The organism is Leucobacter exalbidus, assembly GCF_017834145.1.
Lineage (GTDB): Bacteria > Actinomycetota > Actinomycetes > Actinomycetales > Microbacteriaceae > Leucobacter > Leucobacter exalbidus.
Genome location: NZ_JAFIDA010000001.1, coordinates 3,111,740 through 3,135,000, shown reverse-complemented (window position 1 = coordinate 3,135,000; position 23,261 = coordinate 3,111,740). Strand labels below are relative to the sequence as shown.

28 protein-coding genes are annotated in these 23,261 nt (G+C 64.7%); 13 read left to right on the top strand and 15 right to left on the bottom strand.

The features are described 5' to 3' along the window. Nucleotides 1–3: 3 nt before the first annotated feature. From JOF28_RS14175 to JOF28_RS14150, 6 genes are all read right to left on the bottom strand, one after another. Nucleotides 4–729, bottom strand: coding sequence for a phosphonatase-like hydrolase (locus JOF28_RS14175; protein ID WP_209706550.1), 726 nt, complete (start codon nucleotides 727–729; stop codon nucleotides 4–6). 100 nt (nucleotides 730–829) lie between these two features. After that, the gene (locus JOF28_RS14170; RefSeq protein WP_209706548.1) at nucleotides 830–1,936 is read right to left on the bottom strand and encodes a TIGR03364 family FAD-dependent oxidoreductase; all 1,107 of its coding nucleotides are present in this window, start codon (nucleotides 1,934–1,936) and stop codon (nucleotides 830–832) included. Beyond that, a complete protein-coding gene (locus JOF28_RS14165; RefSeq protein ID WP_209706546.1) occupies nucleotides 1,933–3,633 on the bottom strand; it encodes a PhnE/PtxC family ABC transporter permease in 1,701 nt (566 codons plus the stop codon). The genes JOF28_RS14170 and JOF28_RS14165 overlap by 4 nt, the downstream gene beginning before the upstream one ends. Next, a complete protein-coding gene (gene phnC, locus JOF28_RS14160; protein WP_342452184.1) occupies nucleotides 3,630–4,463 on the bottom strand; it encodes a phosphonate ABC transporter ATP-binding protein in 834 nt (277 codons plus the stop codon). The genes JOF28_RS14165 and phnC (JOF28_RS14160) overlap by 4 nt, the downstream gene beginning before the upstream one ends. Before the next feature lie 103 nt (nucleotides 4,464–4,566). Next, a complete protein-coding gene (gene phnD, locus JOF28_RS14155; protein WP_209706544.1) occupies nucleotides 4,567–5,496 on the bottom strand; it encodes a phosphate/phosphite/phosphonate ABC transporter substrate-binding protein in 930 nt (309 codons plus the stop codon). Nucleotides 5,497–5,657: 161 nt separating this feature from the next. Further along, nucleotides 5,658–6,545, bottom strand: coding sequence for an EamA family transporter (locus tag JOF28_RS14150; RefSeq protein WP_209706542.1), 888 nt, complete (start codon nucleotides 6,543–6,545; stop codon nucleotides 5,658–5,660). 312 nt (nucleotides 6,546–6,857) lie between these two features. On the opposite strand from JOF28_RS14150, the gene phnD (JOF28_RS14145) reads away from it, so the two are divergent. The 9 genes from phnD (JOF28_RS14145) (at nucleotide 6,858) to JOF28_RS14105 (ending at nucleotide 14,223) form a co-directional block, all read left to right on the top strand. After that, nucleotides 6,858–7,769, top strand: a complete 912-nt coding sequence (gene phnD, locus JOF28_RS14145) for a phosphate/phosphite/phosphonate ABC transporter substrate-binding protein (RefSeq protein ID WP_209706540.1) — start codon at nucleotides 6,858–6,860, stop codon at nucleotides 7,767–7,769. Further along, entirely contained in the window at nucleotides 7,769–8,584 is an 816-nt protein-coding gene (gene phnC, locus JOF28_RS14140; RefSeq protein WP_209706538.1) for a phosphonate ABC transporter ATP-binding protein, read from the top strand. The genes phnD (JOF28_RS14145) and phnC (JOF28_RS14140) overlap by 1 nt, the downstream gene beginning before the upstream one ends. Beyond that, nucleotides 8,568–9,479, top strand: coding sequence for a phosphonate ABC transporter, permease protein PhnE (gene phnE / locus JOF28_RS14135; protein WP_209706536.1), 912 nt, complete (start codon nucleotides 8,568–8,570; stop codon nucleotides 9,477–9,479). Before phnC (JOF28_RS14140) ends, phnE begins: the two co-directional genes overlap by 17 nt. After that, the gene (locus JOF28_RS14130; RefSeq protein WP_245189990.1) at nucleotides 9,476–10,243 is read left to right on the top strand and encodes a tyrosine-protein phosphatase; all 768 of its coding nucleotides are present in this window, start codon (nucleotides 9,476–9,478) and stop codon (nucleotides 10,241–10,243) included. Before phnE ends, JOF28_RS14130 begins: the two co-directional genes overlap by 4 nt. A 1-nt stretch (nucleotide 10,244) precedes the next feature. Continuing rightward, nucleotides 10,245–10,865: a TetR/AcrR family transcriptional regulator C-terminal ligand-binding domain-containing protein gene (locus JOF28_RS14125; RefSeq protein ID WP_209706535.1), complete on the top strand. Its 621-nt coding sequence runs from the start codon at nucleotides 10,245–10,247 to the stop codon at nucleotides 10,863–10,865. Between the two features lie 59 nt (nucleotides 10,866–10,924). After that, nucleotides 10,925–11,560, top strand: a complete 636-nt coding sequence (locus tag JOF28_RS14120; RefSeq protein WP_209706533.1) for a hypothetical protein — start codon at nucleotides 10,925–10,927, stop codon at nucleotides 11,558–11,560. 179 nt (nucleotides 11,561–11,739) lie between these two features. Continuing rightward, entirely contained in the window at nucleotides 11,740–12,441 is a 702-nt protein-coding gene (locus tag JOF28_RS14115; RefSeq protein WP_209706531.1) for a copper resistance CopC family protein, read from the top strand. Next, entirely contained in the window at nucleotides 12,441–13,007 is a 567-nt protein-coding gene (locus JOF28_RS14110) for a copper chaperone PCu(A)C (protein WP_209706529.1), read from the top strand. Before JOF28_RS14115 ends, JOF28_RS14110 begins: the two co-directional genes overlap by 1 nt. After that, entirely contained in the window at nucleotides 12,985–14,223 is a 1,239-nt protein-coding gene (locus JOF28_RS14105) for a Dyp-type peroxidase (RefSeq protein WP_245189989.1), read from the top strand. The genes JOF28_RS14110 and JOF28_RS14105 overlap by 23 nt, the downstream gene beginning before the upstream one ends. Before the next feature lie 81 nt (nucleotides 14,224–14,304). Here the strand turns inward: JOF28_RS14105 and JOF28_RS14100 are convergent, their stop codons facing one another. From JOF28_RS14100 to JOF28_RS14085, 4 genes are all read right to left on the bottom strand, one after another. Further along, a complete protein-coding gene (locus JOF28_RS14100; protein ID WP_209706525.1) occupies nucleotides 14,305–15,114 on the bottom strand; it encodes a TrmH family RNA methyltransferase in 810 nt (269 codons plus the stop codon). A 45-nt stretch (nucleotides 15,115–15,159) separates the two neighbouring features. Continuing rightward, entirely contained in the window at nucleotides 15,160–15,726 is a 567-nt protein-coding gene (locus JOF28_RS14095) for a TetR/AcrR family transcriptional regulator (RefSeq protein ID WP_209706524.1), read from the bottom strand. 4 nt (nucleotides 15,727–15,730) lie between these two features. After that, nucleotides 15,731–16,198, bottom strand: a complete 468-nt coding sequence (locus JOF28_RS14090) for a nuclear transport factor 2 family protein (RefSeq protein WP_209706522.1) — start codon at nucleotides 16,196–16,198, stop codon at nucleotides 15,731–15,733. A gap of 157 nt (nucleotides 16,199–16,355) precedes the next feature. Next, the gene (locus JOF28_RS14085) at nucleotides 16,356–17,360 is read right to left on the bottom strand and encodes an SDR family NAD(P)-dependent oxidoreductase (RefSeq protein ID WP_209706520.1); all 1,005 of its coding nucleotides are present in this window, start codon (nucleotides 17,358–17,360) and stop codon (nucleotides 16,356–16,358) included. A gap of 122 nt (nucleotides 17,361–17,482) precedes the next feature. Between JOF28_RS14085 and JOF28_RS14080 the strand changes: the two genes are divergently transcribed. Then, nucleotides 17,483–18,037 (top strand): TetR/AcrR family transcriptional regulator, encoded by a 555-nt coding sequence (locus JOF28_RS14080; protein ID WP_209706519.1) that lies wholly within the window; start codon nucleotides 17,483–17,485, stop codon nucleotides 18,035–18,037. Between the two features lie 105 nt (nucleotides 18,038–18,142). Here the strand turns inward: JOF28_RS14080 and rplT are convergent, their stop codons facing one another. The 3 genes from rplT to infC form a co-directional block, all read right to left on the bottom strand. Then, entirely contained in the window at nucleotides 18,143–18,526 is a 384-nt protein-coding gene (gene rplT / locus JOF28_RS14075; RefSeq protein ID WP_209706517.1) for a 50S ribosomal protein L20, read from the bottom strand. A gap of 49 nt (nucleotides 18,527–18,575) precedes the next feature. Continuing rightward, entirely contained in the window at nucleotides 18,576–18,770 is a 195-nt protein-coding gene (gene rpmI / locus JOF28_RS14070; RefSeq protein WP_209706515.1) for a 50S ribosomal protein L35, read from the bottom strand. Between the two features lie 66 nt (nucleotides 18,771–18,836). Continuing rightward, nucleotides 18,837–19,427: a translation initiation factor IF-3 gene (gene infC / locus JOF28_RS14065; protein ID WP_209707149.1), complete on the bottom strand. Its 591-nt coding sequence runs from the start codon at nucleotides 19,425–19,427 to the stop codon at nucleotides 18,837–18,839. 235 nt (nucleotides 19,428–19,662) lie between these two features. Here infC and JOF28_RS14060 point away from each other — a divergent pair, with 235 nt between their 5' ends. From JOF28_RS14060 to JOF28_RS14050, 3 genes are all read left to right on the top strand, one after another. Beyond that, nucleotides 19,663–20,028 carry a DUF1844 domain-containing protein gene (locus tag JOF28_RS14060; protein WP_209706513.1) on the top strand — a complete coding sequence of 122 codons (366 nt, stop codon included), beginning with the start codon at nucleotides 19,663–19,665 and terminating at the stop codon, nucleotides 20,026–20,028. 66 nt (nucleotides 20,029–20,094) lie between these two features. Beyond that, nucleotides 20,095–20,853, top strand: a complete 759-nt coding sequence (locus JOF28_RS14055) for an AzlC family ABC transporter permease (protein ID WP_209706511.1) — start codon at nucleotides 20,095–20,097, stop codon at nucleotides 20,851–20,853. After that, nucleotides 20,846–21,172 (top strand): branched-chain amino acid transporter permease, encoded by a 327-nt coding sequence (locus tag JOF28_RS14050; RefSeq protein WP_342452183.1) that lies wholly within the window; start codon nucleotides 20,846–20,848, stop codon nucleotides 21,170–21,172. The genes JOF28_RS14055 and JOF28_RS14050 overlap by 8 nt, the downstream gene beginning before the upstream one ends. 77 nt (nucleotides 21,173–21,249) lie before the next feature. Here JOF28_RS14050 and JOF28_RS14045 read toward each other — a convergent pair whose 3' ends face one another. Both JOF28_RS14045 and JOF28_RS14040 read right to left on the bottom strand, forming a co-directional pair. Further along, the gene (locus tag JOF28_RS14045) at nucleotides 21,250–22,308 is read right to left on the bottom strand and encodes an aldo/keto reductase (RefSeq protein ID WP_209706507.1); all 1,059 of its coding nucleotides are present in this window, start codon (nucleotides 22,306–22,308) and stop codon (nucleotides 21,250–21,252) included. A gap of 31 nt (nucleotides 22,309–22,339) precedes the next feature. Further along, a complete protein-coding gene (locus JOF28_RS14040) occupies nucleotides 22,340–23,254 on the bottom strand; it encodes an SseB family protein (RefSeq protein WP_209706505.1) in 915 nt (304 codons plus the stop codon). Nucleotides 23,255–23,261 lie beyond the last annotated feature (7 nt).

Below are 23,261 nucleotides of genomic sequence, written 5' to 3'. Positions count from 1 at the left end.
GGTCTAGCTCGCCTGCAGTGCCGGGGCGGCGCGCAGCCCTGTGAACTCGGGCAGGCCGCGCAGGGCGGTGATGCTCGTGAGCACGGTGTCTGCCCCGGCCTCCATCAGGGCTTCGCCTGTGTGGGCTCCGGTGAGCACGCCCGCCACGAGGCCTGCGCCGGCGCGACGGCCCGAGGCGACATCGCTCGTGGTGTCGCCGAACACGGCGACGCGCTCGACCGAGTGGGTCTGGGTGCGCAGCAGTGCGGTGAGCACGAGGTCGGGGGCGGGGCGGCCGCGACCGGCGTCAACGGGTGACAGGGCGAGGTCGACGAGCGATCCCCAGCCGAGGGACGCGATGATCGCGTCACGGGTGGGCGGGGCGAACCCGGTCGTGAGCACGACCTTGCGGCCCGAGTCGCGCAGGTCTGAGATGAGGTCAGCCGCACCGGGAATTTCTTCGGCGCCGCTCTCGGCCACGATCTCGGCGTAGGCCGCTTCGAACGCGAGGCTGGCTGCGGTGGCTTTGTCGACGTCGCCGCCCGAGAGGTGGGTGAAAACGTCAATCTTTGAGCGCCCCATGGTTTCGCGCACATACCCGAGCGCTTCGTCCCACGGCATGCGGTCGGCGACGCCGGTGCGCTCGGCGGCGCGCTGGAATGCCTGCTCGACGATGCCGTCATCGAGCACGGTGGTGCCGGCCATATCGAAGACGACGAGTTCAATGGGAGAGACGAATGCCTGGGTCATCAGGGGTCCTAATCTGCGAAAGAAAGTATGAAAATCGTGGGTGTTGCGGTCACACGCGGCTGTGAATCGGGCCCGCCAGCTGGGCGGGCCCGATCAAGGCCTAAAAGATGGGCTGGAGTTCTCGTTCGGCGAAGCCGAGCCCGCAGGTCATACCGTTGCCGCTCGTCACGATGAGGGCCCGCACGCCGGGTTCGATCTCGCGTGACAGGAAGCCTGAGCCACCCGCGCTGGCGTAGACGCCCTGCCAGCGTTCGATGACGCGGGGCGCCTCGATACCAAACAGTGCCTGTGCTTCGTCGAGCATGACCTGCTGGGCATCCTCCGACTGAAACGGTGAGGCGACGAGGTCGCGGGTGTGGGTGTCGCCCACGAGCAGGCTGCCATCGGGCAGCTGCGTGTACATCTGGTTGATGTCGATGGCGGCGAGGTCGGGGCGTTCGCTGTGCAGCCGCTCACGCACCGCTTTCGCTTCGTCGCGCTTCGCGAAGCTGTGGTAGCGCAGCATCGACCAGCCCGTCAGAATGGGGTTGTTCATCGGGTGGCGCAGCGTCGCCTGCACCCGCATCATGTCGAGGGCGCACCGCTCGACGCCGGCTTCTTCGGCCAGCTCGGGGTACAGGTGGTCGAGGTCGTGGTTGACGGCAACTACAACCTGCGCGGTTGATACCTTGCCGCGGGTGGTTTCGACGAGCCCCGTCTGCACGCGGGTGACGGCGGTGCGAAACTGAAACTCGACGCCGAGGGCGGCGAGGTGGTTCGTGATCGCATACAGCGCGGTGCGCGGGTTGGTTTGCAGCGCCCGGTCAACGATGCCGCCGCCGACCGAGACGCCCGGTGCTACCGGCGACGTGGCCTCCACTTCGGCACGGTCAAGCAGCTTGATGCTGCTCTCGTTCGCGGCCGCTTCGAGCAGCGCGAGTTCGTCTGCATGCCGCGCGACGATCAGGGTGCCGCTCTCGCGCACCCAGAAGTCGGCGTCGCGAGACAGCTGCAGCCACAGTTCGCGGGCCACGAGCGCGTACTCGCGGGCGTCGCCCGAGTGTACGCCGCTGCACAGGTGACCGAAGTTGCGAATGCTGGCGCCGGTGGCAGAAGCACCGCGCTCGATGACGAGCACTCGCTGCCCGCGCTTCACCGCGGCGTATGCTGCGCCCAGGCCGACGATGCCGCCGCCCACTACTACGAGGTCATAGGTTGTCGCGCTCATCGCAGTACCTTTCGCATCCACAGTGACAGGGCTTCGACGAGCAGCACCGTGATAAGAATCATGATCACGATCGAGCCCACCAGCTGGTAGTTCGATCCCTGGCCTGCGTTGAGCAGGTAGTAGCCGACGCCGCCGCCGCCAACGATGCCCAGCAGGGTCGCCGCACGCACATTGGTGTCGAGCATGTAGAAGGTGTGACCGACGAGGGCGGGGGTGCCCTGCGGCAGAGTGGAGCCCGCGAACTTCTGCATGCGGCTCGCGCCTGCGGCAGACAGCGCCCGCTCGGGGCCGCGCGGCACCTCTTCGAGGGAGTCGGCGATGAGCTTGCCCAGCAGCCCGATCCCGCCAATGGCGAGGGCGATGGTGCCGGCCTGCGCGCCGAGGCCCGTGATGACGATGAGCACGATCGCGAGGATCAGCTCAGGAATACCGCGAATGATCACGAGCAAGAACCTGAAACCGCCGCGTGTGCCCGCGTTCGGGGCCACGTTGCGGGCCGCGAGCGACCCGATCACGATCGACAGGATAAAGGTGATGAGGGTGGCGGCGAGCGCGATCTCAATGGTTTCGACCATCGCGATGAAGATGGTTTCGAAGCCGTAGTTGCCAAAGTTCGGCGGCCAGAATGATGCGGCGACGGGCGGCACCTTCGCCCAGAAGGTGAAGAAGTCGCTCCAGGTGATGTTGCTCACCACGACGCCCGCCACAATGGCGGCGACGGCGAGCCAGGCGGCGCCGAGGTTGCGCACCCGGGTCGGGGTCCACGGCCGGTGCATGGCCGCGTCAACCGAGGCGTACACGGCGGTGCCGGGGGCTACGGTCTTGCGGGCACCGTTACGTGAGAACAGCTTCACGAAGACGCCCTTGCCGGCCTGATCGCCGAGCATGCTCACGCGCACCGCGCTCGAGATGACCTCCATGATCACGCACAGCGCGAAGATCACGACGGCGATCCCGAGGCCGAGGCCGTAGTTCAGCGACTTGAATGCGTACGACATTTCGAGGCCGAGGCCTGCGACGCCGACGTAGCCGAGAATTACTGATCCTCGCAGGTTGATGTCGTTGCGGTGCAGCACGGTGGCGACCCACGAGGGGGCGACCTGCGGCAGAATGCCGACCGTGAATTCCTGCATTTTTGACCCGCCGCTGGCGCGAATGGCGAGGCGGGGGCCCTCGTCGATCTGCTCGATCGCGTCGGCAAACATCTTCGAGATCATGCCGATGGAGTGGATACCGATGGCGAGAATACCGGGCAGCGCGCCGAGCGAGAACAGCAGCACGAACACCATCGCGAGTACGACGTCGGGCACTGCGCGGGTGAAGACGCCGATGAAACGGGCGATGCCGCGCCAGGTCGAGCTGGGCGAGGTGTTGGCCGCCGCGAGGTATGCGACGGGCACCGACAGCACGGCCGCGAGCACGGTGCCCGTGAGCACGAGGCCGACGGTGAGCACGGTGAGTTCGAGCAGCTTCATCGGCTCGGGGAACTCGAGGCCCCCAACGCGCGCAAAGAATCGCTGCGCGTTCTCACCGCTCTGCAGCATGCTGGTGAAGGAGATATCGATCCGGATCAAAGCCACGATCGCGAGGATCACGAGCACGCCCAGGGAGATGCCCGCGGCGATGCGCTGCGGGTCGCGCTGGCGTTTGGGCGCGCGATCGGTGATGGGCGGGGTGGGTACCGCGGTCAGCGTCACGAGACGAGCTCGGCCATGTCGAGGCCCCGCGCGCCGCGCAGCTCGTTCTCGACCGCAGAAAGCTCGGCGGTCGACGTGGCAACGCGGCCGTAGATCTCCATGACCTCGGCCTTGCTGAGGCCCGCGGCGGGCATGTCGAGCACGAGCTCGCCGTGGCGCAGGCCAACGATGCGGTCGGCCCACGAGATCGCCAGATCGACCTGGTGCAGGCTGCACACGACGGTGAGGCCGTCGTCGGCCGCGATCTCACGGATCAGCGACATCACCTGCGTGCTTGACTCGGGGTCGAGCGAGGCGACTGGCTCATCGGCCAGCAGCACCTCGGGGTTCTGCATCAGCGCGCGCGCAATCGCGACGCGCTGCTGCTGGCCGCCCGAGAGGGTGTCGGCGCGCTGGTAGGCGCGGTCGAGCAGCCCCACGCGCTCGAGCTTTTCAAGCGCCCGGCGCTTGTAGTCACGAGGGTAGCTGAACAGGCCCAGGCGGGGCCCGCGCAGGGTGCCGAGCGAACCGCTCAGCACGTTTTCGAGCACGCTGAGCGGGCCCACGAGCTCGAACTGCTGAAAAATAAAGCCGATGCGGCCGCGCAGTTCGCGCAGCTTGCGGCCTGACAACTGCGGCACAGCCTGGCCGAGTACCTCAACCGCACCAGCGGTCGGCTCCTCAAGGCCATTGATGTGGCGCAGCAGGGTCGATTTTCCAGAACCCGAGAGTCCCAGCAACACCACGATCTCGCCGGTGCCGACGCTGAGCGAGACATCGCTGAGCGCGGTGGTGTCACCGAACTGCTTCGTTAGTCCGTCAACGCGGAGAACGGTATTTGAGTGAGTCACGATGTGGGCCTCTCGGGTTCCAGACAATCAGATTTCTTAATGCGTTACTGCGGGTGCTGTGTTACAGCAGATGTTGCGGGTACTGCGCGAGTGCGGTGCTGCGTTACGCCTTGCACTGCTCAGCGTTGGTCTTCTCGCAGATGTCGCGCACGGTGTCGTAGTATGCGTCGTCAACGGGCTCGGTGGCGTAGAACGTTGCGCGGAAGGCGTCGCTGTCGGCGCTGTCGATGCCCGACTCGATCATTTCGTCGATGGTGACCTCTTCGAGGGCGGCCACGAGCGTCTCCTGCACATCTGCGGGGAGCGTGTCAGACATCACAATGGGTGCACCGGGCACCATCGTCTGCTGGATCGACTTCACCTTGTCGGACTTCAGCACTTCGCTGTCCTCTGCGAAGCCAGCCTCGCACTCGACGCCCTCGCCGACCTTCTGCACGCTCACGTCGTGCTTACCGGCGAACACCGGGGTGACGTCGGTCTCGGGGTCGAGGCCTGCCTCAAGCAGGTTGTAGCTCGGGAACAGGTAACCCGAGGTCGATGACGGATCAACGAAGCAGACCTTCAGGTCCTTGAACTCTTCGAGCGACGTCACCTTGCTGTCAACCGGCACGATGGCTTCTGAGTAGTAGCCGGGCTCCTGGTCGGGGCCGTTCATGATCGACGAGATCGGGGTGAGCGCCGCACCGTTGTTCATTGCGGTGACGTACGTGAAGCCTGAGAAGGAGGCCACGTCGATCTTGCCGGCGATCGCAGCCTCGATGAGTGCCGCGTAGTCGGTGGACTCGTGGTACTCGACCGTCTTACCCGACTCCTGCTCGATGTAGTCCATCAGCGGCTGGTAGTTGGTCTCGGTGTCGACGGAGTCGGGCACCACGCCAAAGACGAGCGTTTCTGCATCGACCGCGTAACCCGCGGCATCGCCCGCAGTGGCTGAGCCATCTGCTGCTGCGCTGGCTGAGCATGATGCGAGGCCGAGGCCGAGGAGTGCGACGCCCGCGAGAGCTGCGGTCGTCTTGAGTGCACGGAGCTTCATGATGTCCTTTCGGAGGGGGTGGAGGTTTTCGAACCGGCTCAACTGTTGCACTCAAAAAGGGCGAAAAGTCGCGTTTTTGTTGGCTGTTCAACGCCTATTCACCCGGTTCTTAACTATCTGAACAGTGGGTGTCGCGATCACCGGAGTGTTGTCTGCATCGCTCACCCAATGCTGAGCAGCACGACGCCGCCGACCACCACGACTGAGGCCGCGACCCGGGCCACCGGGCGGTGCTCTTTGAACACGATCGCCCCAAACAGGCTCACGAGCACCACGCTCACCTCGCGCACGGGGGCCACGAGCGAGACGGGCGCAATCGTGACGGCGGTGAGCACCAAGATGTATGACAGCGGCGAGAAGAACCCAAACGCGATGAGTCGCTTCCACTGCTCACGCAGCGTGGGCATGAGTTCGCCGCGACGCTTCCAGATCACCAGCGTGTAGATGGGAATCTCGAGCGCCAGGCAGCCGACCATGAAGGCCACCGGGGTGGCGCCCCACTCGCGCAGCGCATGGGTATCCCAGATTGTGTAGGTCGCGATGGCGACGCCCGTCACGAGCCCATAGAAGAGGCCCGGATCCATGCCGAGGATCTTGCGTGTGGGGGTGCGCATATCGGTGTGGAGGGGGCGGCCGATGAATCCGATGGCGACGATTCCGCACACGAGCACCGCCACGCCCAGCAGCGCGAGCGGTGCCGGCCGCTCCCCCAGAAACAACACTGCGATCAGCACGGTCAGCATCGGCCCGGTACCGCGCGCGGTGGCGTACACGGTCGAGAGGTCGCCGACGGTGTAGCCGCGCTGCAGCACCAACATGTATGCGACGTGCAACACCGCAGAGACCCCCGCGCCGGCGAGAAACCCCCGCAGGTCGGCCGCGCCAAAACCGCCGGTGAACGGAATCACGCCCACCCACATCAGCATGCTGATGAGCGACCCCCACCACAGAAATGGCAACCCGGTGCGGCTCGACCCGTGGGCGATGATGTTCCACGCGGCGTGCGCGAATGCGGCAGCAAAGACCAGCACAAATGCTGTCGTTGACATGACTCGACCTTCAGCTCACCGGTCTCGGATGCGGCGAGCGGCGCTCCCCCAGGCTTTTCTCCTGGCGAATGACGCGGGCCTACCGAGGCCAGCGCGGCGCGGCTCGGACCAGACAGAGTCACCTCGGTGACACCTCGGAACCCTTGGCGCTATGTCTTTAAACCTAGTGACGCTGTGCACCCCAATCGGCCCGGTCCACCTGCTGTTCATACACCGTTCAATACGAGTCTCACGTTCTCGTAATTCGATGACACATTCGCCGGTTTAACTCATACACGAATGGTTTCCCACCTGTGAAAGGCACACTTGCTCATGAAGACACGCACCCTCCTCAGCCTGAGCGCGCTCTCGCTCGTCAGCGTCATCGCGCTCACCGGCTGCGCAAGCGGCACGGCCGAGGCCGACAGCCCAGAGAACGACGTGATTCGTATTGCGACCCTCCCCACGGGTGACGATCCGATGGCGGTCAACCCCATCGAGGCACTCGGCAAGCTCATCACCGCCAAGACGGGCATGGAGGTGGAGATCACCGATGCGCCCGACTACCTAGGCGTCGTCGAGGCAGTGCGCTCCGACCACGTCGACATGGCCCTGATGAGCGCGTTCCCCAGCGCGCTCGCGGTCAACACCGGCGAGGTCGATGCCCTGATGACCTGGCCCGGATCCTCCGACCCCGTCTCCAAGTGCTACGTCTTGGCTGACTCACCGATTCAGTCGGTCGAAGACCTCAAGGGCAAGACCATCGGGTTCGCCGACCCCGGGTCAAGCTCGGGATTTTTCATGCCCGTTCACCTGCTCGACAGCGTCGGCCTTGAACGTGACGTCGATTACGAGACCATGTTCACCGGCGGCCACGATCGCAGCGCGGTCGCCGTGAAAGAAAAGCAGATCGACGCCGCCTGCACGGCGACCATGCTGACCACAATGTGGGGTTCTGACTACTTCCCGTTCGAAGAGGGCGACGTACGGTTCATCGGAGAGAGCATCCCCATGGACGTCAGCATGGCCGTGATCGCCAGCCAAGAGATCAGCAGCGCGAAACGCGCCGCACTGCTCGACGCACTCCCCCAGGTCTTCTCCGAAGACAACGCTGACCAGCTGGGAGTCTACGCTGAGACCGGAATGTTGAGCAACGAGCCCACTCTTGAGCCGGGTGCTGATGCCTTTGATTCGCTCGTTAAGGTTGCCGCCGTCGCCGGCGTCGATATCTCGGATCTGAAGTAATGACGACCCACATGATTGCGCCCTCCACACAAGAATTACGGTTGGCGCTTCCCAAAGTGCAGGTGCAGGGCCTTGCGGTGGAGTACAACGACACCGACGGCCTCGTGCTTGACGGTGTCAACCTCGACCTGTATCCCGGCGAGATGGTGGCGTTGCTTGGGTCATCGGGGTCAGGCAAATCAACCCTGATGAAGAGCCTCACCGGATTCGCTCCGATCACCGAGGGCTCGGTGCGGGTCGCAGGGTACGACGTCACCAATCTCAAACGCGGCGAGATTCGAGATCTGCGCGCACGCACCGGCCAGGTGTTTCAGCAGTTCAACCTCATCGGGCGGCTGAGCGTGCTCACCAATGTGCTCACCGGCGGGCTGCACTCCTCGGGGCCGTTCAACATCTTGGGCGGCTTCACCACGGCTCAGCGCAAACGCGCGCTCGAGCTGCTCGACCGGGTGGGCATCGCGCACAAAGCGAATGATCAGGCGCGCTCCTTGAGCGGCGGTCAGCAGCAGCGCGTGGCCATCGCGCGGGCGCTGATGCAAGACCCGCAGCTCATCCTCGCCGATGAGCCCGTGGCCTCGCTCGATCCGAAGCTGTCTGATTCGGTGCTCGAGCTGCTGCGCAGCATCGCTCATGAAGACGGCATCCCGGTGCTCGTGAGCTTGCATGTGCTGCCCTTGGCGCTGCGCCACAGCGACCGCATTGTCGGTCTGAAACACGGCAAAATGCTGGTCTCTGCGCCCACCAACACACTCGATGCGGCGCAACTTGAAGTGCTGTACGACGGAGAGGAGAACGGCGATGACACTGACCACTGATCACCCCGCCCACAGCGAAGCCGACGAGCCCAAAAAGAAGAAAAAGAAGAAGGGCAAGGCCGCACACCTGGCCGCGAAGAAGAACCGCAAGAAGAAACAGCTCGACCCCATCGAGCGCGCACGGCTCGAACGTGCGGTGTCGGTGCCGCGCACGAGATTTCTCGTGGGCGCCGTGGCCGCGGTCATCTTTCTGCTGTGGTCGTTTCAGGGCGTGGGATTCAACTTCCAGAAGCTCGGCGAGGGCACCATCAATATGGCCGACTTCCTGTCGCGCCTCTTCCCACCTGATTTCTCGAAACTGGGATTGATTGTCAGCCTGCTCGTTGAAACCGTGCAGATGGCAATCGTCTCCACCGTGCTCGGGTCGGTGCTCTCACTCTTTGTGGCCATGGCCGCAGCGTCAAACCTCGCCCCGAAGTGGGTGTATTACCCGGCCCGCTGGATCATGAACGTGATTCGCGCGGTGCCCGACCTGGTCTTCGCGCTGATGTTTGTGTCAGCGGTGGGCCTGGGGCCCTTCGCCGGCATCCTCGCCATGACCTTGGGCTCCTTAGGTTCCATCGGCAAGATCTACGCAGAGGCCATGGAATCGGTAGATGACGGCCCGATCATCGCCATGAAATCGGTGGGAGCATCCCACCGCCAAACAATCCAGTACGGCGTGCTGCCGCAGGCGGCACCACTGCTGGTGTCGTACACACTGCTGCTGTTCGAAGGCAGCGTGCGCGGCGCCACCATGCTGGGGCTTGTGGGGGCCGGCGGCATCGGCCTCGAACTCACCACAGCTATGCGCATGTACGACTACGGCCACTTGAGCGCCATCATCATCTGCATCATCGTCGTCGTGACGGTGATTGACCAGGCAAGCGCCTTTATTAGACGGAGAATCACATGACCATCACTCTTTCCCCCGACGAGATTCAGCTCAGCGCCCCCGTCAACCTGCGTGACCTCGGCGGCATTCCCGTCGCCGGTGGCACCGTGGCACACGGTTTTGCGATTCGCGCAGATGACCTCACCACGATCCCCGCAGCCTCAGCGCAAGAGTTGGTAGACGCCGGGCTCACCGCGGTCATCGACCTGCGTTCACGCGGCGAGGTGGAGGCCACCGGCCGCGGTGCACTGCAGCAGCATGCGGTGACCTATCATCACATTCCGTTTGTGACAGATCTTTCCTCGAATAAGGCGCCGCAGTCGAAACCCGGCACCATGCCCAATATGACCGCGTTCTACCCGGCGCTGTTCACTTCAGCTGCCCCGCAGATTGTTGCCGCCCTCGCTGTCTTGGCGCACGCCCAGGGAACGGTGGCGTTCCACTGCGCCGCCGGGCGTGACCGCACTGGCGTCTTGGCGGCCGCGCTGCTGCTCGCTCTCGGCGCCGAAGATGAAGCCATCATCACCGACTACGAGCGCACACACCCCAATACCGAGGCCATCATGGAGCGCACCCGGCCGAACCTGCGCCGGGTGATGCTCGCGGCGGGCTTTGACCTCGACGCTGCTGCGAAGCTCGCCACGCAGCAGCCCGGTGCCGACGATGCCATGCGTGTGACGCTCACCACGCTGCGCGCGCAGTACGGCGACCCGCTCGCACCGCTGAAATCTGCGGGGCTGAGCGACAGCTTGATCGGGCAGTTGCACGAGCGTGCCGGCGTCTAACTTGCCACAGCCACAGAGCGAGCCGACCGGAGTGGCCCAGCGCCGCCCCGGTCGGCCCCGTGATGCCGCGCTCGAGTCACAGGTGCTGCAGACCGTGGTCGACCTCATCGATGCGGGCATCACCGTCACCGTGAAAGAGGTGGTAGCACGCAGCGGGGTGAGCCGCGCGGCCATCTATCGGCGCTGGAGCACCCTCGATGTGCTCATCTCTGATGCCCTCGATGTGAGCCGTGAAGTGGTGTACCCACCCGACGAGATGACCGCGCGCGAAGCGATTCTGTCTGCGTACCCAGGGCCCGACCGGCCCGTGCTCGAAAGCTATCCCGAGAGCCGCGTTCGGCAGCGGTTGCTGCTTGCCCTAGCTGACCCCGATCTACAGCACGAGTACTGGAATCGGCACGTCTCGCAACGGCGAGTGCCGCTGCTCGCGTTCTTGCAACGCGCTCAAGACCGGGGCGAGGTGCGCGCAGGCGTCGACCTCGATGCGACCTTAGACCTGCTCTCGGGCGTCTTCTATTACCAGCTGGTCGCGCGTGGAGCCGAGCTCACTGATCCCGAAACGATGCTGCGGTGCCGTGCCGCGGTCGACATTATTTGGAACGGCATCGCGCCACTGAAGTGAAAGCAATTCTCTGCGATGCGGCGTAAATACCCAGGCGGTGCGCCAGTAGACTAAACGCTATGCAGAGCCCCGTGCCGCGGCCCCACGCCGCTCCCGCGATCAGTCGCGGTGAGCGCGTGGTGCGTGGCACCGCGATCGCTTCGGCGGCCTCGCTCACGGCGGCAGCTTCGCACGCCCTCGCGGGCGGTCAGGTCACCTGGCTGTCGGTGCTCGCAACGACGCTGCTCGCGCTGCCGTTGAGCACCGCGCTCGCGGGGCGTAAGTTTGCGCTGTGGCGGCTCGCGCTCGCCGTGGGCGCCGCCCAGTTTGTGTATCACTGGAGTTTTGCCGGGCTCGGATCGTTCCCGCTTGAAGGAGCTGGCACCACCCCCGCTTCGCTCCACGCCGCGCACCTCGCGCAGCTGCAGGGGTTCGTGCCCGATCTACCAGCCAACGCGACCGCCACGACCGCGGGGCTTGCGATGCTGCTGGGCCACACTGTGGCCGCCGCCGTCACCATCGCGCTGCTGCACAGCGGCGATCGCGCGCTGCGCGCCATCGCACGACTCGTGCGACGCGTGGTTCCATTCTCGCGCGCGGTCACCGTCACCGCGCTGCGGGTGTCTCGCGTGCCTGCCCCCGCTTTTGCGTGGTGCCGCCCGCGGCCCGCACTGTTCTCGGTAATCTCGCATCGCGGGCCACCGCGCGCGGCATAACCACCAGCTTGTTCCTCGCGCATTCTGCGCACTCACCGCGCCCGTCGCTCATGCACGCGGCGGCCACGCACCAACCTTTGTGCGGCGTACCCGCTTTGACACCCTCATGCTGTCAGCGCGCCCACGCTGTTGCTCGCGTTCGCGCACCATCCGGTACTACCGAGAAATTTGGAGACCACATGTCTCAGCACTCCCCCGCTATCCGTTCCATCACTTCAGCTTCGATCAGCGAGGCACAGCCCGCGACACCGCGGCGCGCATCAGTCACCCGCTGGGGCGCCGCCCTCACCGCGGTGGCCGCCCTCGCGCTCGCGGGTCTCGCCATGGGGCCGGCGAGCCCAGCCCTCGCCCACGATGAGCTCGTCAGCTCAGAGGTCGTGACGGCCCCCGACGGTGCGGTCGAGGCGATTCAGTTGAGCTTCAGCAACAGCATCATTGAGCTCGGCACCGAGTTCGTCATCACCGACGCCACGGGCACCGACGCGACCGCGGGCGCCCCCGAGGTTTCGGGCCCCAATGTCACCCAGCCCCTCGCCGCCGACCTTGAGGCCGGCGACTACGCCGGGGCCTGGCGCGTCGTGTCGAGCGATGGCCACCCCATCGATGGCGCGTTCACGCTGAGCGTGGCGGCCGATGGTTCTGCTGAGCTGCTCGACCCTGCTGCAGCGGGCGACCATGACGCCGAGCAGGCGACCCCGGTCAACCCCAACCTCCCCGCCGCGGGCACCGATCTGCCGCCCGCGCCCACCAGCCTGTACGTCTTCTTGGGTATTGGTGGCGTGCTCGTCATCGCCGTGGTGATCGCCGCGTTTGTGGCCCGTTCACGCCGGCTGGCTCAGATGCAGCGCGACGCAGACCAGACTGACGGGAAGAACAACTGATGCGCCGCGCTATTCCGCTCTCGCTCGCGTCAGCCGCCATTGTGGCGGCGCTGGCGCTCGTGGGCTGCTCAGAAGCTGATGCTGGCGAGTCGTCCACCGGTGCCGTCTCTGCTGAAGCCACGTCTCAGGGAGCCCTGGCTGCAACGAACCCCGACGGCGCGGTGACGCTCGACGGCGGCTGGGCCAAAGCCGCCGACGGCATGAGCGGCGTGTTCGGCACGCTGCATAACGCCGGCGATACTGACCTCACCCTCGTCTCAGCGACGAGCAGCGTGGCCGATATCGTCGAGCTGCACGAATCGATCACCTCGGGGTCGAGCACCACCATGCGCGAGGTCGAAGGCGGCTTTTCAGTGCCGGCTGGCGGCAGCTTCGAACTCGCTCCCGGCGGCAATCACATCATGCTGATGGAGCTTCAGGCCCCGCTGCTCGCCGGCGATGAGGTGCCCGTCACGCTCACGTTCGACGACGGCAGCACCCTCGACGCCACGGTGCTGGCGAAGGATTTCGGCGGCGCACAAGAAAACTACGCCGGCGATGCCGATGCGCACGAAACCGAGCACTAACCCGCAGCACCCCGCGTCCTCCCCCAGCGTCAGCCGCCGCGCCCTCCTCACCGGGGGCGCGACCGGCGCGGCGCTGGGCGTGGGCGCGACGCTCGCGGCCACGCTCGGGTCGCGGGCGTTCGCCGGGGATCCGGATCCCGCATCAGCCACCCCAGCTCCCTTTGGCGGCGAGGCCCTGGCCTGTCATGGCCCACATCAGGCGGGCATCGTGTCTGCGCCTGCCGCGCACGCGCGGTATGTGGCGTACTCGCTCAGGAAGGCGACCGACCGGGCCGCTCTCGTGCGCATGTTTCGTATTCTCACGGGAGACATCGAGGCGCTCACGCAGGGGGTCGCGCCGCTCGCTGACCCCGAGCCCGAGCTTGCCGAGCGGCCCGCGCGCCTCACCATCACGGTGGGCGTGGGGCCGGTACTCGTCGAGCGCGTCGATGCCGGGCTGCGGCCCGCGTGGCTCGCGCCGCTGCCCGCGTTCGCGCGCGACCAGTTAGGTGCGGGGTATGACGGCGGAGATCTCGTGGTGCTTGTGCAATCGGATGATCCGCTCGCACTCGCTCACGCCTGCCGCATGCTCGATCGCGATCTCGCGTCGTTCGCCGAACGCGCCTGGGTGCAGCAGGGGTTTCGGCAGGCCCGCGGCGCCGAGCAGGCCGGCTCCACCATGCGTAATCTCATGGGGCAGGTCGACGGTACGGTGAACCCTGCTCCCGCAGATAACGATTTTGCGCAGCTCGTGTGGCTGGGCGATGAGGCGGGGTGGCTCGCAGGCGGTTCGGCCCTCGTGCTGCGGCGCATTCGCATGGAGCTCGACACCTGGGACATGGTCGATCGCCCCGGGCGCGAGCAGACGATCGGGCGCACGCTCGCAGACGGGGCGCCGCTCACCGGCGGCACCGAGCACACCCCCGTCGACTTTGATGCGAAAACGGCGGCCGGGTTGCCGGTGATTGCGAGCTTCGCTCACGTGCGGCGGGCGCACTCTGAGGATCCCACCGAGCGCATTTTTCGGCGCGCGGTGAACTACGATGATGGCACCGAATCGGGGCTGCTGTTTGGGTGTTATCAGCGCGACCCGCTGCGTCAGTTCGTGCCGATTCAGCAGCGGCTTGACGAGCTTGACCTGCTCAATGAGTGGGTCACGCACGTGGGCTCTGCCGTGTTCGCGATGCTGCCGGGCTTTCGCCCCGGGGAGCTTCTCGGAGCTTCGCTCCTGAAATAGCTCCGTGTCAATACAACGGTGCCGTGTGCCACTGCAATTGCAGCGGCACACGGCACCGTTGTATTGACCGTGAAGCGGCGATTATGCCCGCTGTGCGAACGCGGTTTCGTAGATCAGTACGCTCGCGGCGGTCGCGAGGTTGAGCGACTCGGCGGCGCCGTAGATGGGCAGCTTCAGCGAACGGTCAACGAGCGCGCGCTCGGCTTCGCTGAGACCGCGAGCTTCGTTACCGAAGACCCAGGCCACGCGACCGGCGAGCACACCATCGGCGCGTGCCTCGAGCACATCGCTGCCGCGCACGTCGGCGGCGAGCGAGGTGAGCCCGGCTTCGCGCACCGCGGTGACGGCTTCCTCGAGCGACAAGGTGACCTCTACCGGCAGGTGGAACATGGATCCGGTCGTCGAGCGCACCACCTTGGGGTGGAACGGGTCGATGCTCTCGCCCGCAAAAATAACGACGTCGGCGCCAGCGGCATCGGCGGCGCGCAGCACGGCACCGGCGTTACCCGGGTCGCGCACCTCGTGCATGATCACGACGAGGCGTGCGTCTTTAAGGGCCTCGGTGAGGTTGCCCTCCCACGTGGTCGCAACCGCGACGATACCCTGCGGGTTGACGGTCTCAGACATCGCGGCGAGCACGCTGTCGGAGACATAATCGAGGTATACCCCGGCCTGCTCTGCGAGCGTCTTCAGCTCTGCCTGCCACGGCTCATCGCCCTGCGTCGCGAATACGACCTCGGCGAGGTCTGCGCGGTGGGTGAGGAGCTCGCGCACAGCTTGCGGGCCCTCGACCAGAAAGCGGCCCTGTTCGACGCGCTCTTTCTTACGTGAGAGTGCTGCGACACGCTTCACTCGGGTGGATTTGGGGTTACTCAGGATCTCGTCGTACACCCCATAAGACTAGCCGCAACAGATGTAAGCGACTCAGTAATTGGGTCACAAAATAGCTTCAGCCCTGGCAGCGCTCAGCACGGAAGTGAATGCGGTATTGTCTGACAACGCTCGCGCCAGCACGATACCGCCCTGCACCGCCGCAATGGTACGCAACGCGATGGCCCTGGCATCGGCATGACCCATAGCGACGAGCGCGGCAGTCAGCACTTCGATCCATTCAACGAAGTATGCAGACACTGCGATGGCGAAGCGATCCCGTTCACGCCCCACGGCAAACGCGCCTGGCAGACACACTCGTTGCCCCGATTGAAAGTAGTTGTCCACAGTGGTAAACATTGCAGCCACTGAGGTGCGTGCTTCAGCAGTATTGCCACCACTCGCGGCACGCAGCGAGCCAAAGACGTTGAGCTGAAACCAGTCATCAATGTCTTCAAGTACGGCTTGCGCCATCTCGTCCTTACCACCGGGAAAGAAATTGTAGAGACTCCCGCGTCCCAGACCGGTGGCGTCTTGCAAGACTGCCATGCTGGCACCTTCAAATCCGTGGGTTCTGAAGGCCTCCGCCAGCGCAGGGATCACTGCAGCACGGGTAGTCGATGGTTTGACCATGCGCTTAGATACCCAACTCAGTCAAGCCGGGGTGCGCCACAGGCCTCGGCCCCATCGGCCAGTGGAATAACCGGTCGGCATCAGCAATTGCGACATCATTGATCGCTGCAAGCCGGCGTTGCATGAGCCCGAATGTATCGAATTCCCAATTCTCGTTGCCAAAGGAGCGAAACCACTGCCCCTCGACGTCTCTCCACTCGTACACAAACCGAACTGCAATTCGGTTATCAGTGTGTGCCCACACCTCTTTGATGAGGCGATATTCCGTTTCGCGTGCCCATTTCTGTGTCAAGAACTCGACAATCTGTTCTCTGCCCGCAATGAATTTGTTCCGATTGCGCCATTCACTTTCAGGCGTATAGGCAAGCGATACGCGGTATGGGTCTTGCGTGTTCCATGCGTCTTCAGCAGCACGCGCTTTCTGCACTGCGGTGACGTTAGTGAACGGCGGAAGCGGAGGACGAGGTTCCATGCCTGAATTCCTTTCGAAACACCGAGCAGTGCTTTACCGATCGGTACAGCCAATCCTGCTGTACCGATCGGTAAAAGGCAAATCCACGCCAGGCAGAAGCTGAGTTCACGCCCGTCACGCTCGGGGATCCTTCAACCCCCGCTTCAAGATGCTCCGGTTACTGCACCGACCAGCCGCCATCAGAGGGCAGGATAGCACCGTTAATGTTCACGCCGTCATCACTCAGCAAGAAGGTAATAGATGCGGCGAGCTGCTCAGCCGTTGCCAGCGACGGGATCGCCGACTGGAACGGCTGCAGGCGTGCGCTGCCGACCTCTGAGACGTGCGCGGGGAACGGGATGCCCGTTGCCACACCGCCCGGGGCCACCGCGTTGACGCGAATGCCCTGCTTGGCGTACATGAATGCCGCGCTGCGCGTCAGGCCCACCACGCCGTGCTTCGACACGGTGTAGGCGTTGCCCGAGGCGTTGCCACGAATACCGGCTTCAGAGGTGACGTTGACGACCGAGCCCTTACCGGCTTCGAGCATTACCGGTACCACGGCGCGAGTGAGCTTGAACACACCCGTCAGGTTGATGCCAATGACGCGATCCCAGATCTGGTCACTCGTCTCGTGAATCGGCGAGAAGTCGTCGTTGATACCGGCGACGTTGGCGAGGCCATCGATCTTACCCTCGGCCGCGGCGACCACGCGATCGATGTCTTCCTGCTTCGTGACGTCAGCAGCCACTGCGACAACCGAACCTGCGGGTACCTGCTGGGCGAATGCTTCGAGCTTCTCAGCCGAAATATCGACGGCAATAACACGCCCACCCTCGCGCACGATGCGTGAAGCGGTGGCCTGGCCGATGCCGCCAGCCGCACCCGTCACCACGATGGTCTGGCCCGAGAAGCGACCATGCGTCACCTTCTCCTGCCAGCCGGTGACGACGTCGTCCTCGGGGATCTCGCCGCCGTTTACTGAACGCACGAGATCATCGATGACCGACTGCGGCATCTTGCCCTGACTGAGGGCAACCATCTGCTGCAGCGGCAGGCCTCGCACCGGTGCGAGAGATTCTTCAGACGCGCCCGAGGCTGCAAGCAGCCCCTTCACTGCAGCGCTGCCGCGTTCGTCATCAAGCCAGTCGCCAATGGTGCTGTTTGCGGTGAGTGTTGCCACGGTGTCTCCTCAGTCTCGGCGCATCGAGCGGTCACGATGCCGTACACCTTTACCCTACTCCGACACCTGTTGGAGAAACTAGATGGACCGCTCTGCCATCAGCGAACTGGCAGAATCAAGGCATGGATCCACGCGCAGCACACACCCAGGCCACCCTCTTCGCGGCGGTGCTTGATTTGGCCGCACATCGGCCGATTAACGACATTCCGGTGACCGAGATTGTGGCACTTGCCGGGGTGAATCGCAGCAGCTTTTACCAGCACTTCGCTGACCGTGAAGAGCTGCTCGCGAGCGCACTTGAAACGCTCGAGGTGAGCGCAACCAGGTTGCGTCAAGCGATTCCGCTCACGCATTTTGATGCCCCACCCACCGAACTCGTGCGCTTCGCGAAGCACTTTGCCGATCACGCAGACCTGTACCGGCAGGCCCTAGGCCCCCACGGGTCGTCGCGGGTAGCCAGCCGAGTGCGAGCCCGCACCGTTCAGCTGGTACGCGAGGGAATCGAACTTGTCGGTTCGGGGCGTACCCGTTCTGCGCCGATCGAGATCGAGGCCGCAGGAACAGCGGGCGCAATCTTTGGCGTGGTGGAAGCTTGGCTTGTCATAGATCCTTTGCCGTCTCACGAGATCGCAGCGGAGTGGATGTGGCAAGCGATCTCCCCTACCCGGCCCGAGTAGCGGAGCAGCTGAGCGGTACTGCAGCACTGCAGCGCCACAGCATCCCCCGTATATGCAAATAACCCCGCGCCGAATGGCGCGGGGTTATTTAAGGAAGAGCGTGAATTACGCTGCCTTGGGTGCTGACGTGTCAGCGGGCAGTGCCTTCTTCGCGATCTCAACGATTGCAGCAAAAGTTGCGGGCTCGTTGGTTGCAAGCTCCGAGAGCATGCGACGGTCAACCTCAACATTGGCGAGCGCGAGGCCCTGGATGAGACGGTTGTACGTCAGGCCGTTGGCGCGTGCACCAGCGTTGATGCGCTGGATCCACAGGCGACGGAAGTCACCCTTACGCTTACGACGGTCGTTGTATGCGTAAACGAGCGAGTGAGTGACCTGCTCCTTGGCCTTACGGTACAGGCGTGAACGCTGACCGCGGTAGCCCTCGGCGCGCTCAAGGATTACGCGACGCTTCTTGTGGGCGTTGACGGCCCGTTTTACTCTTGCCATTTCAGTTCTTCCTTACGAAAATTCTCAGATGAAAGCGATGAGCTCAGGCTTAGTGGCCGAGGAGCTTCATGGCGACCTTTGCGTCGCCCTTCGAGAGCACCTGCTCAGCGTTCAGCGCGCGCTTGCGCTTCGAGGACTTAACCTCAAGGTTGTGGCGCATGCCGGCACGCTGCTTCATCAGCTTGCCGGAGCCGGTCAGCTTGAAACGCTTCTTGGCACCCGAGTGGGTCTTCTGCTTAGGCATCAATTTCTCCTTGGTTGTGTGCGCGCCCGGGGGCCGCGTCTTAGACGGCGTTAGAAACGCCGAAGCTTATTCGCCCGGAGTCTTTTCAGACTTGCGGGTGGCTTTTTCTTCGGCACGGCGAGCGTTCAGCTCGGCCTTCGCTTCAGACTTGTTCTTGTGCGGTGCAATGACCATCACCATGTTGCGACCGTCAATGCGGGGAGTGGATTCCACTGCGCCGAACTCGACGATGTCCTCTGCGAACTGCTGCAGGAGGCGCACACCCATCTCGGGGCGCGACTGCTCGCGACCGCGGAACAGGATCATTGCCTTCACCTTGTCGCCCTGGGCCAGGAAGCCCATTGCGCGCTTGGTTTTGGTCTCGTAGTCGTGCTTGTCAATCTTCAGACGGAAACGAACCTCTTTGAGGATCGTGTTCGCCTGGTTGCGACGGGCTTCCTTCTGCTTCTGGGCCGCCTCATACTTGAACTTGCCGAAGTCCATAATCTTCGCCACGGGGGGCTTAGAGTTCGGGGCAACCTCGACGAGATCGAGATCGGCGTCAGCCGCTAGGCGCAGCGCATTCTCAATCGGCACGACACCGATCTGCTCGCCACTGGGACCAACCAGTCGCACCTCGGGGACGCGGATTCTGTCATTCGTACGGGGATCGCTGATCGCCGGCTCCTCTACTCTCGATGATTGGACTTCGACTGAAGCACCGGAAGGAGGGTAACCAAAGAATGCGCACGCGCTTTCCCACACCCTCAAGCTGTCGCGAACGACGGGGTGTCAACTACCCGGTAACCTAGATACGGTGCCGGGTGGGAGGATCTCCTCTTCCGATATCTCGGCGCAAGCCGAGAACCGAACCAATCTTAGCACAGAAACAGCTTCGAAAGAACAGGACAGCATGAGCGAGCAGAACGCAGACCTCCCCCAGCACGACGAAGACGTGGCGCAGGCCACCCGCGACATCGCTGATGTTGCAGCCGTTGAGGTCATCACGACCGCCTGCGTGCACCTGCTGAGCGCGGCCGCCGTGAAGGTCGGCCTGGCAGATGACCCCGAGACTCAGACCGATCTCGATGAGGCACGTAAGCTCATCAACTCGTTGGCTGGCCTCATCACCGCAGCGGCACCCGAAGTCAGCGACATGCACGCGCGCAGCCTGCGCGACGGCCTGCGCTCGGTGCAGCTCGCCTTCCGCGAGGCCTCGGTCATTCCCGATCCCATCGGCAAGGGCCCGGGCGAGAAGTACACCGGACCCGTCAACTAAAGCGGTTTTGTGCGCGCGACACGCGCACCCTCCCTCGCGCCCCAGCGGCCGAAGCAAGAACGGAATATGCAGCACACAGATCACGGTTCGCCGCGCCGCGTCGGCGCGGCGGCCGGCCTTCGCGATTCCTTAGGCGTCGGCCTGGGCATCTTCCCCCTCGGCATTGCGCTGGGTATTTTGGTCATCCAAGCCGGCCTCCCCGGCTGGCTGGCCCCGGCGCTCTCGATCGGCATCTTTGCCGGATCAGTGGAGTTGTTGCTCGTGAGCATGCTCGCGGCGGCAACCCCGCTGGTCACCATCGCCGCCACCGTGTTTGCGGTGAACTTTCGGCACGTTTTTTATGCGTTCTCGTTTCCGTTGGGCCAGGTACGCAGGGGGCTCCCCCGCGCATACTCGGTCTACGCGATGATCGACGAGGCCTACGCCACCTACGTATTGCTGCCGCCCGATAAGCTCAGCTCAGCACGCATTGTGACCGGGCAGCTGGCCATGCAGGCCTACTGGGTATCGGGCAGTCTGCTCGGCGCGTTGATCGCGGCCGCGCTCCCCGCCCCCATTGAGGGCTTTGAGTTCGCGCTCGTCGCCCTGTTTGTCGTGATGGCGATGGATGCCATCAGGGGCCGCCGCGAACTGCCCTCTGCGGTGCTTGCCTGCCTCGCAGTGGGAGCTTCGATGCTGGTGGCCGGCGAGAACACCCTGCTTGTGGCACTCATTATCTATACGGTGTTGCTCGGGCTGCGGTTCTTGCTCAATAAACGACGCGGCACCTCGGCTCCCGATGCCGCCACAGACTCAGATTTACCGCAGGAGGATGATCGTGCCTAGCACCGGCTATCTCATTGCGGGCGTCGCGGTCGCGGGCGTCATTACCCTCGCGCTGCGCGCGCTGCCCTTCGCAGCGCTCAAGCCACTGCGCAAGTCGAAGTTTGTGCAGGCACTCGGGCAGTGGATGCCCGCGGGCATCCTCATCATTTTGGCCATCGTCGTGTTTCGAGACCAGATTACGGCGGCGCCCGGCCGCGTCTTCCCGGTACTCATCGCAACAGCGGTGACGGTGCTGGTGCACCTCGTCACGAAACGACGCGCGCTCATCAGTATCGCGGCGGGCACGGCCTGCTACGTGCTGCTGCTCAATCTGCTGTAACCGGCTCCACCTCGCGGGTTCCCAGTCGCCCAGCGATCCGGTGGCCCAGCCTCAATGCTGGGCCACCGTTTTCAGCGCTACACCAGCACCGGCACATCTCCGCCGAGGCGAGCGTCACGCCACAGGTCGACATTGACGTCGAGGCCAGCAAGCAGCCCGTCGATCTGGGTGATTTCGTCGGTCGACAGGGTGAGGTTTTCGAGCGCACGCCAGTTCTCGTCAAGCTGCGACAGCCGGCTTGCGCCCACCACGAGGCTCGACACCCGTGTGTCGCGCAGCGCCCAGGCCAACGCCAGTTGGGCCAGCGACTGCCCACGGCTAGCCGCGATCTTGGCGATGCCGCGCAGGCGGTCACGCACTTCATCGGTCAGGGCCTCGTTACTGAAGGAGCTGGGGGCTGCGCCGCGCGCACCCTCGGGCATCCCGTCCAGGTACTTGTTCGTCAGCATGCCCTGCGCCAGCGCCGTGAATCCGATGACGCCGAAGCCCTGCTCGCGCGCCACATCGAGCAGCCCCTCGGTTTCGATCCACCGGTTCAGCATGTTGTATGACGGCTGGTGAATCGTGATCGGGGTGCCCAGGTCGCGCATCATGGTCGCGAGCTCACGGCTCGCTTCGGCACCATAGGAGGACATGCCGATGTAGTGGGCACGGCCAGTACGCACGATGTGATCGAGCGCGCGGGCGGTCTCTTCGAGCGGCACGCGCGGGTCTGGCCGGTGCGTGTAAAACACGTCAACGCTGTCGACGCCGATGCGCTCGAGTGAGCGGTCGAGGCTCGTGATCAGGTGCTTGCGGCTCGCGCCGGCACCGTGATGCCCGGGCCACATATCCCAGCCCGCCTTCGTCGAGATCAGAATCTCATCGCGGTGCGCGGCGAGATCGCTCGCAAGAATCTGACCGAAGTTGCGCTCGGCCGAACCGTAGGGCGGGCCGTAATTATTCGCGAGATCGAAGTGAAAAATGCCGCGATCAAACGCGCCGGTAATCAGTTCGCGCTGGGTTTCGCGCGGGCGATCATCACCAAAGTTCTGCCACATGCCGAGCGACAAAAGCGGCAGGTGCAGCCCGCTTTCGCCAACTCTGCGCACCTCGGTGCGCTGCGTGTACGGGCGGGGGTCATCAACGAGGCTCATGGTTTGAGCCTAGCTGAGACGCCTCGCGGGGTTAAGCTGCGGGGCGCGCGTTATCGGGCAGCATCGGGAACACGCGCAGCGAATCCACGCGGTCGGCGATCACGGTCTCCCCTGCCCACGCCCCCTGGAGCCGGCCGAGCAGCGCCTCAAGCTCGGGGCGGGTGAGGGCACGCGAGATCCGGATCCTGACATCGACCTCGGGAGCCGCGAGCGTCCCCGCGAGATCTGCCGGGGCAATCCAGACGCGCGCCACATCGGGCTCGGCGGCGGCCGAGGCCTCGAAGGCGGCCACGACCTCGGCGTCGGCCCAGGCCGGCACGTAGCGCTCGCCGAGCGCGAGGGCGGCGATGGCGGGGCGGCGCACGCCGTACACGAGATCGGCGCTGCCCGCGTCAATCACAATGAGATCGTGTTCTTCTTGCGCCGCGGCGACTGCGGCCTGTGGCCCCGGCACCGGAATCGGCCGGGCAGTGTTGTTCCACGCGGTCATGGCGGCGGTCGAGCTGAATACCGGCAGCACCGTGCGGCCGTCGGGGGCTGCCACCGCGACGATCGACAGCTCCTGCGTCTTCTCGACCGTCTTGCCCTCGGGGGTGAGCCCGATGTCGCCCGCCTCGGCCACCATGGGCACGAGCACGCGGGATTCACCAAGCGCCGCAATCACTTCGGCGTGTGCGTCGGCGAGCCTGGCGACCGCATCCCAATGCGCTTCCGCGCTGGGGGCCGCCGCCGCTTCTGCAGCGATCGCGCGCAGGTTGAGCACCGCGAGACGCAGACGCTCGGGCGTCTCGCCCGTGTCGCCCTCAAACGCGGTTTCGTGGTGATCAAACGTGCGCCCGGCCCAGGGAAACCCTGCGGAGTCGGCGGGGCCGCCCGGCACGAGACTGTCGGGCACCCCCGTCGCGCGGGGGGCGTCACCGGTGGAAGGGAGCCGTTTAATCGCCACGATGCTT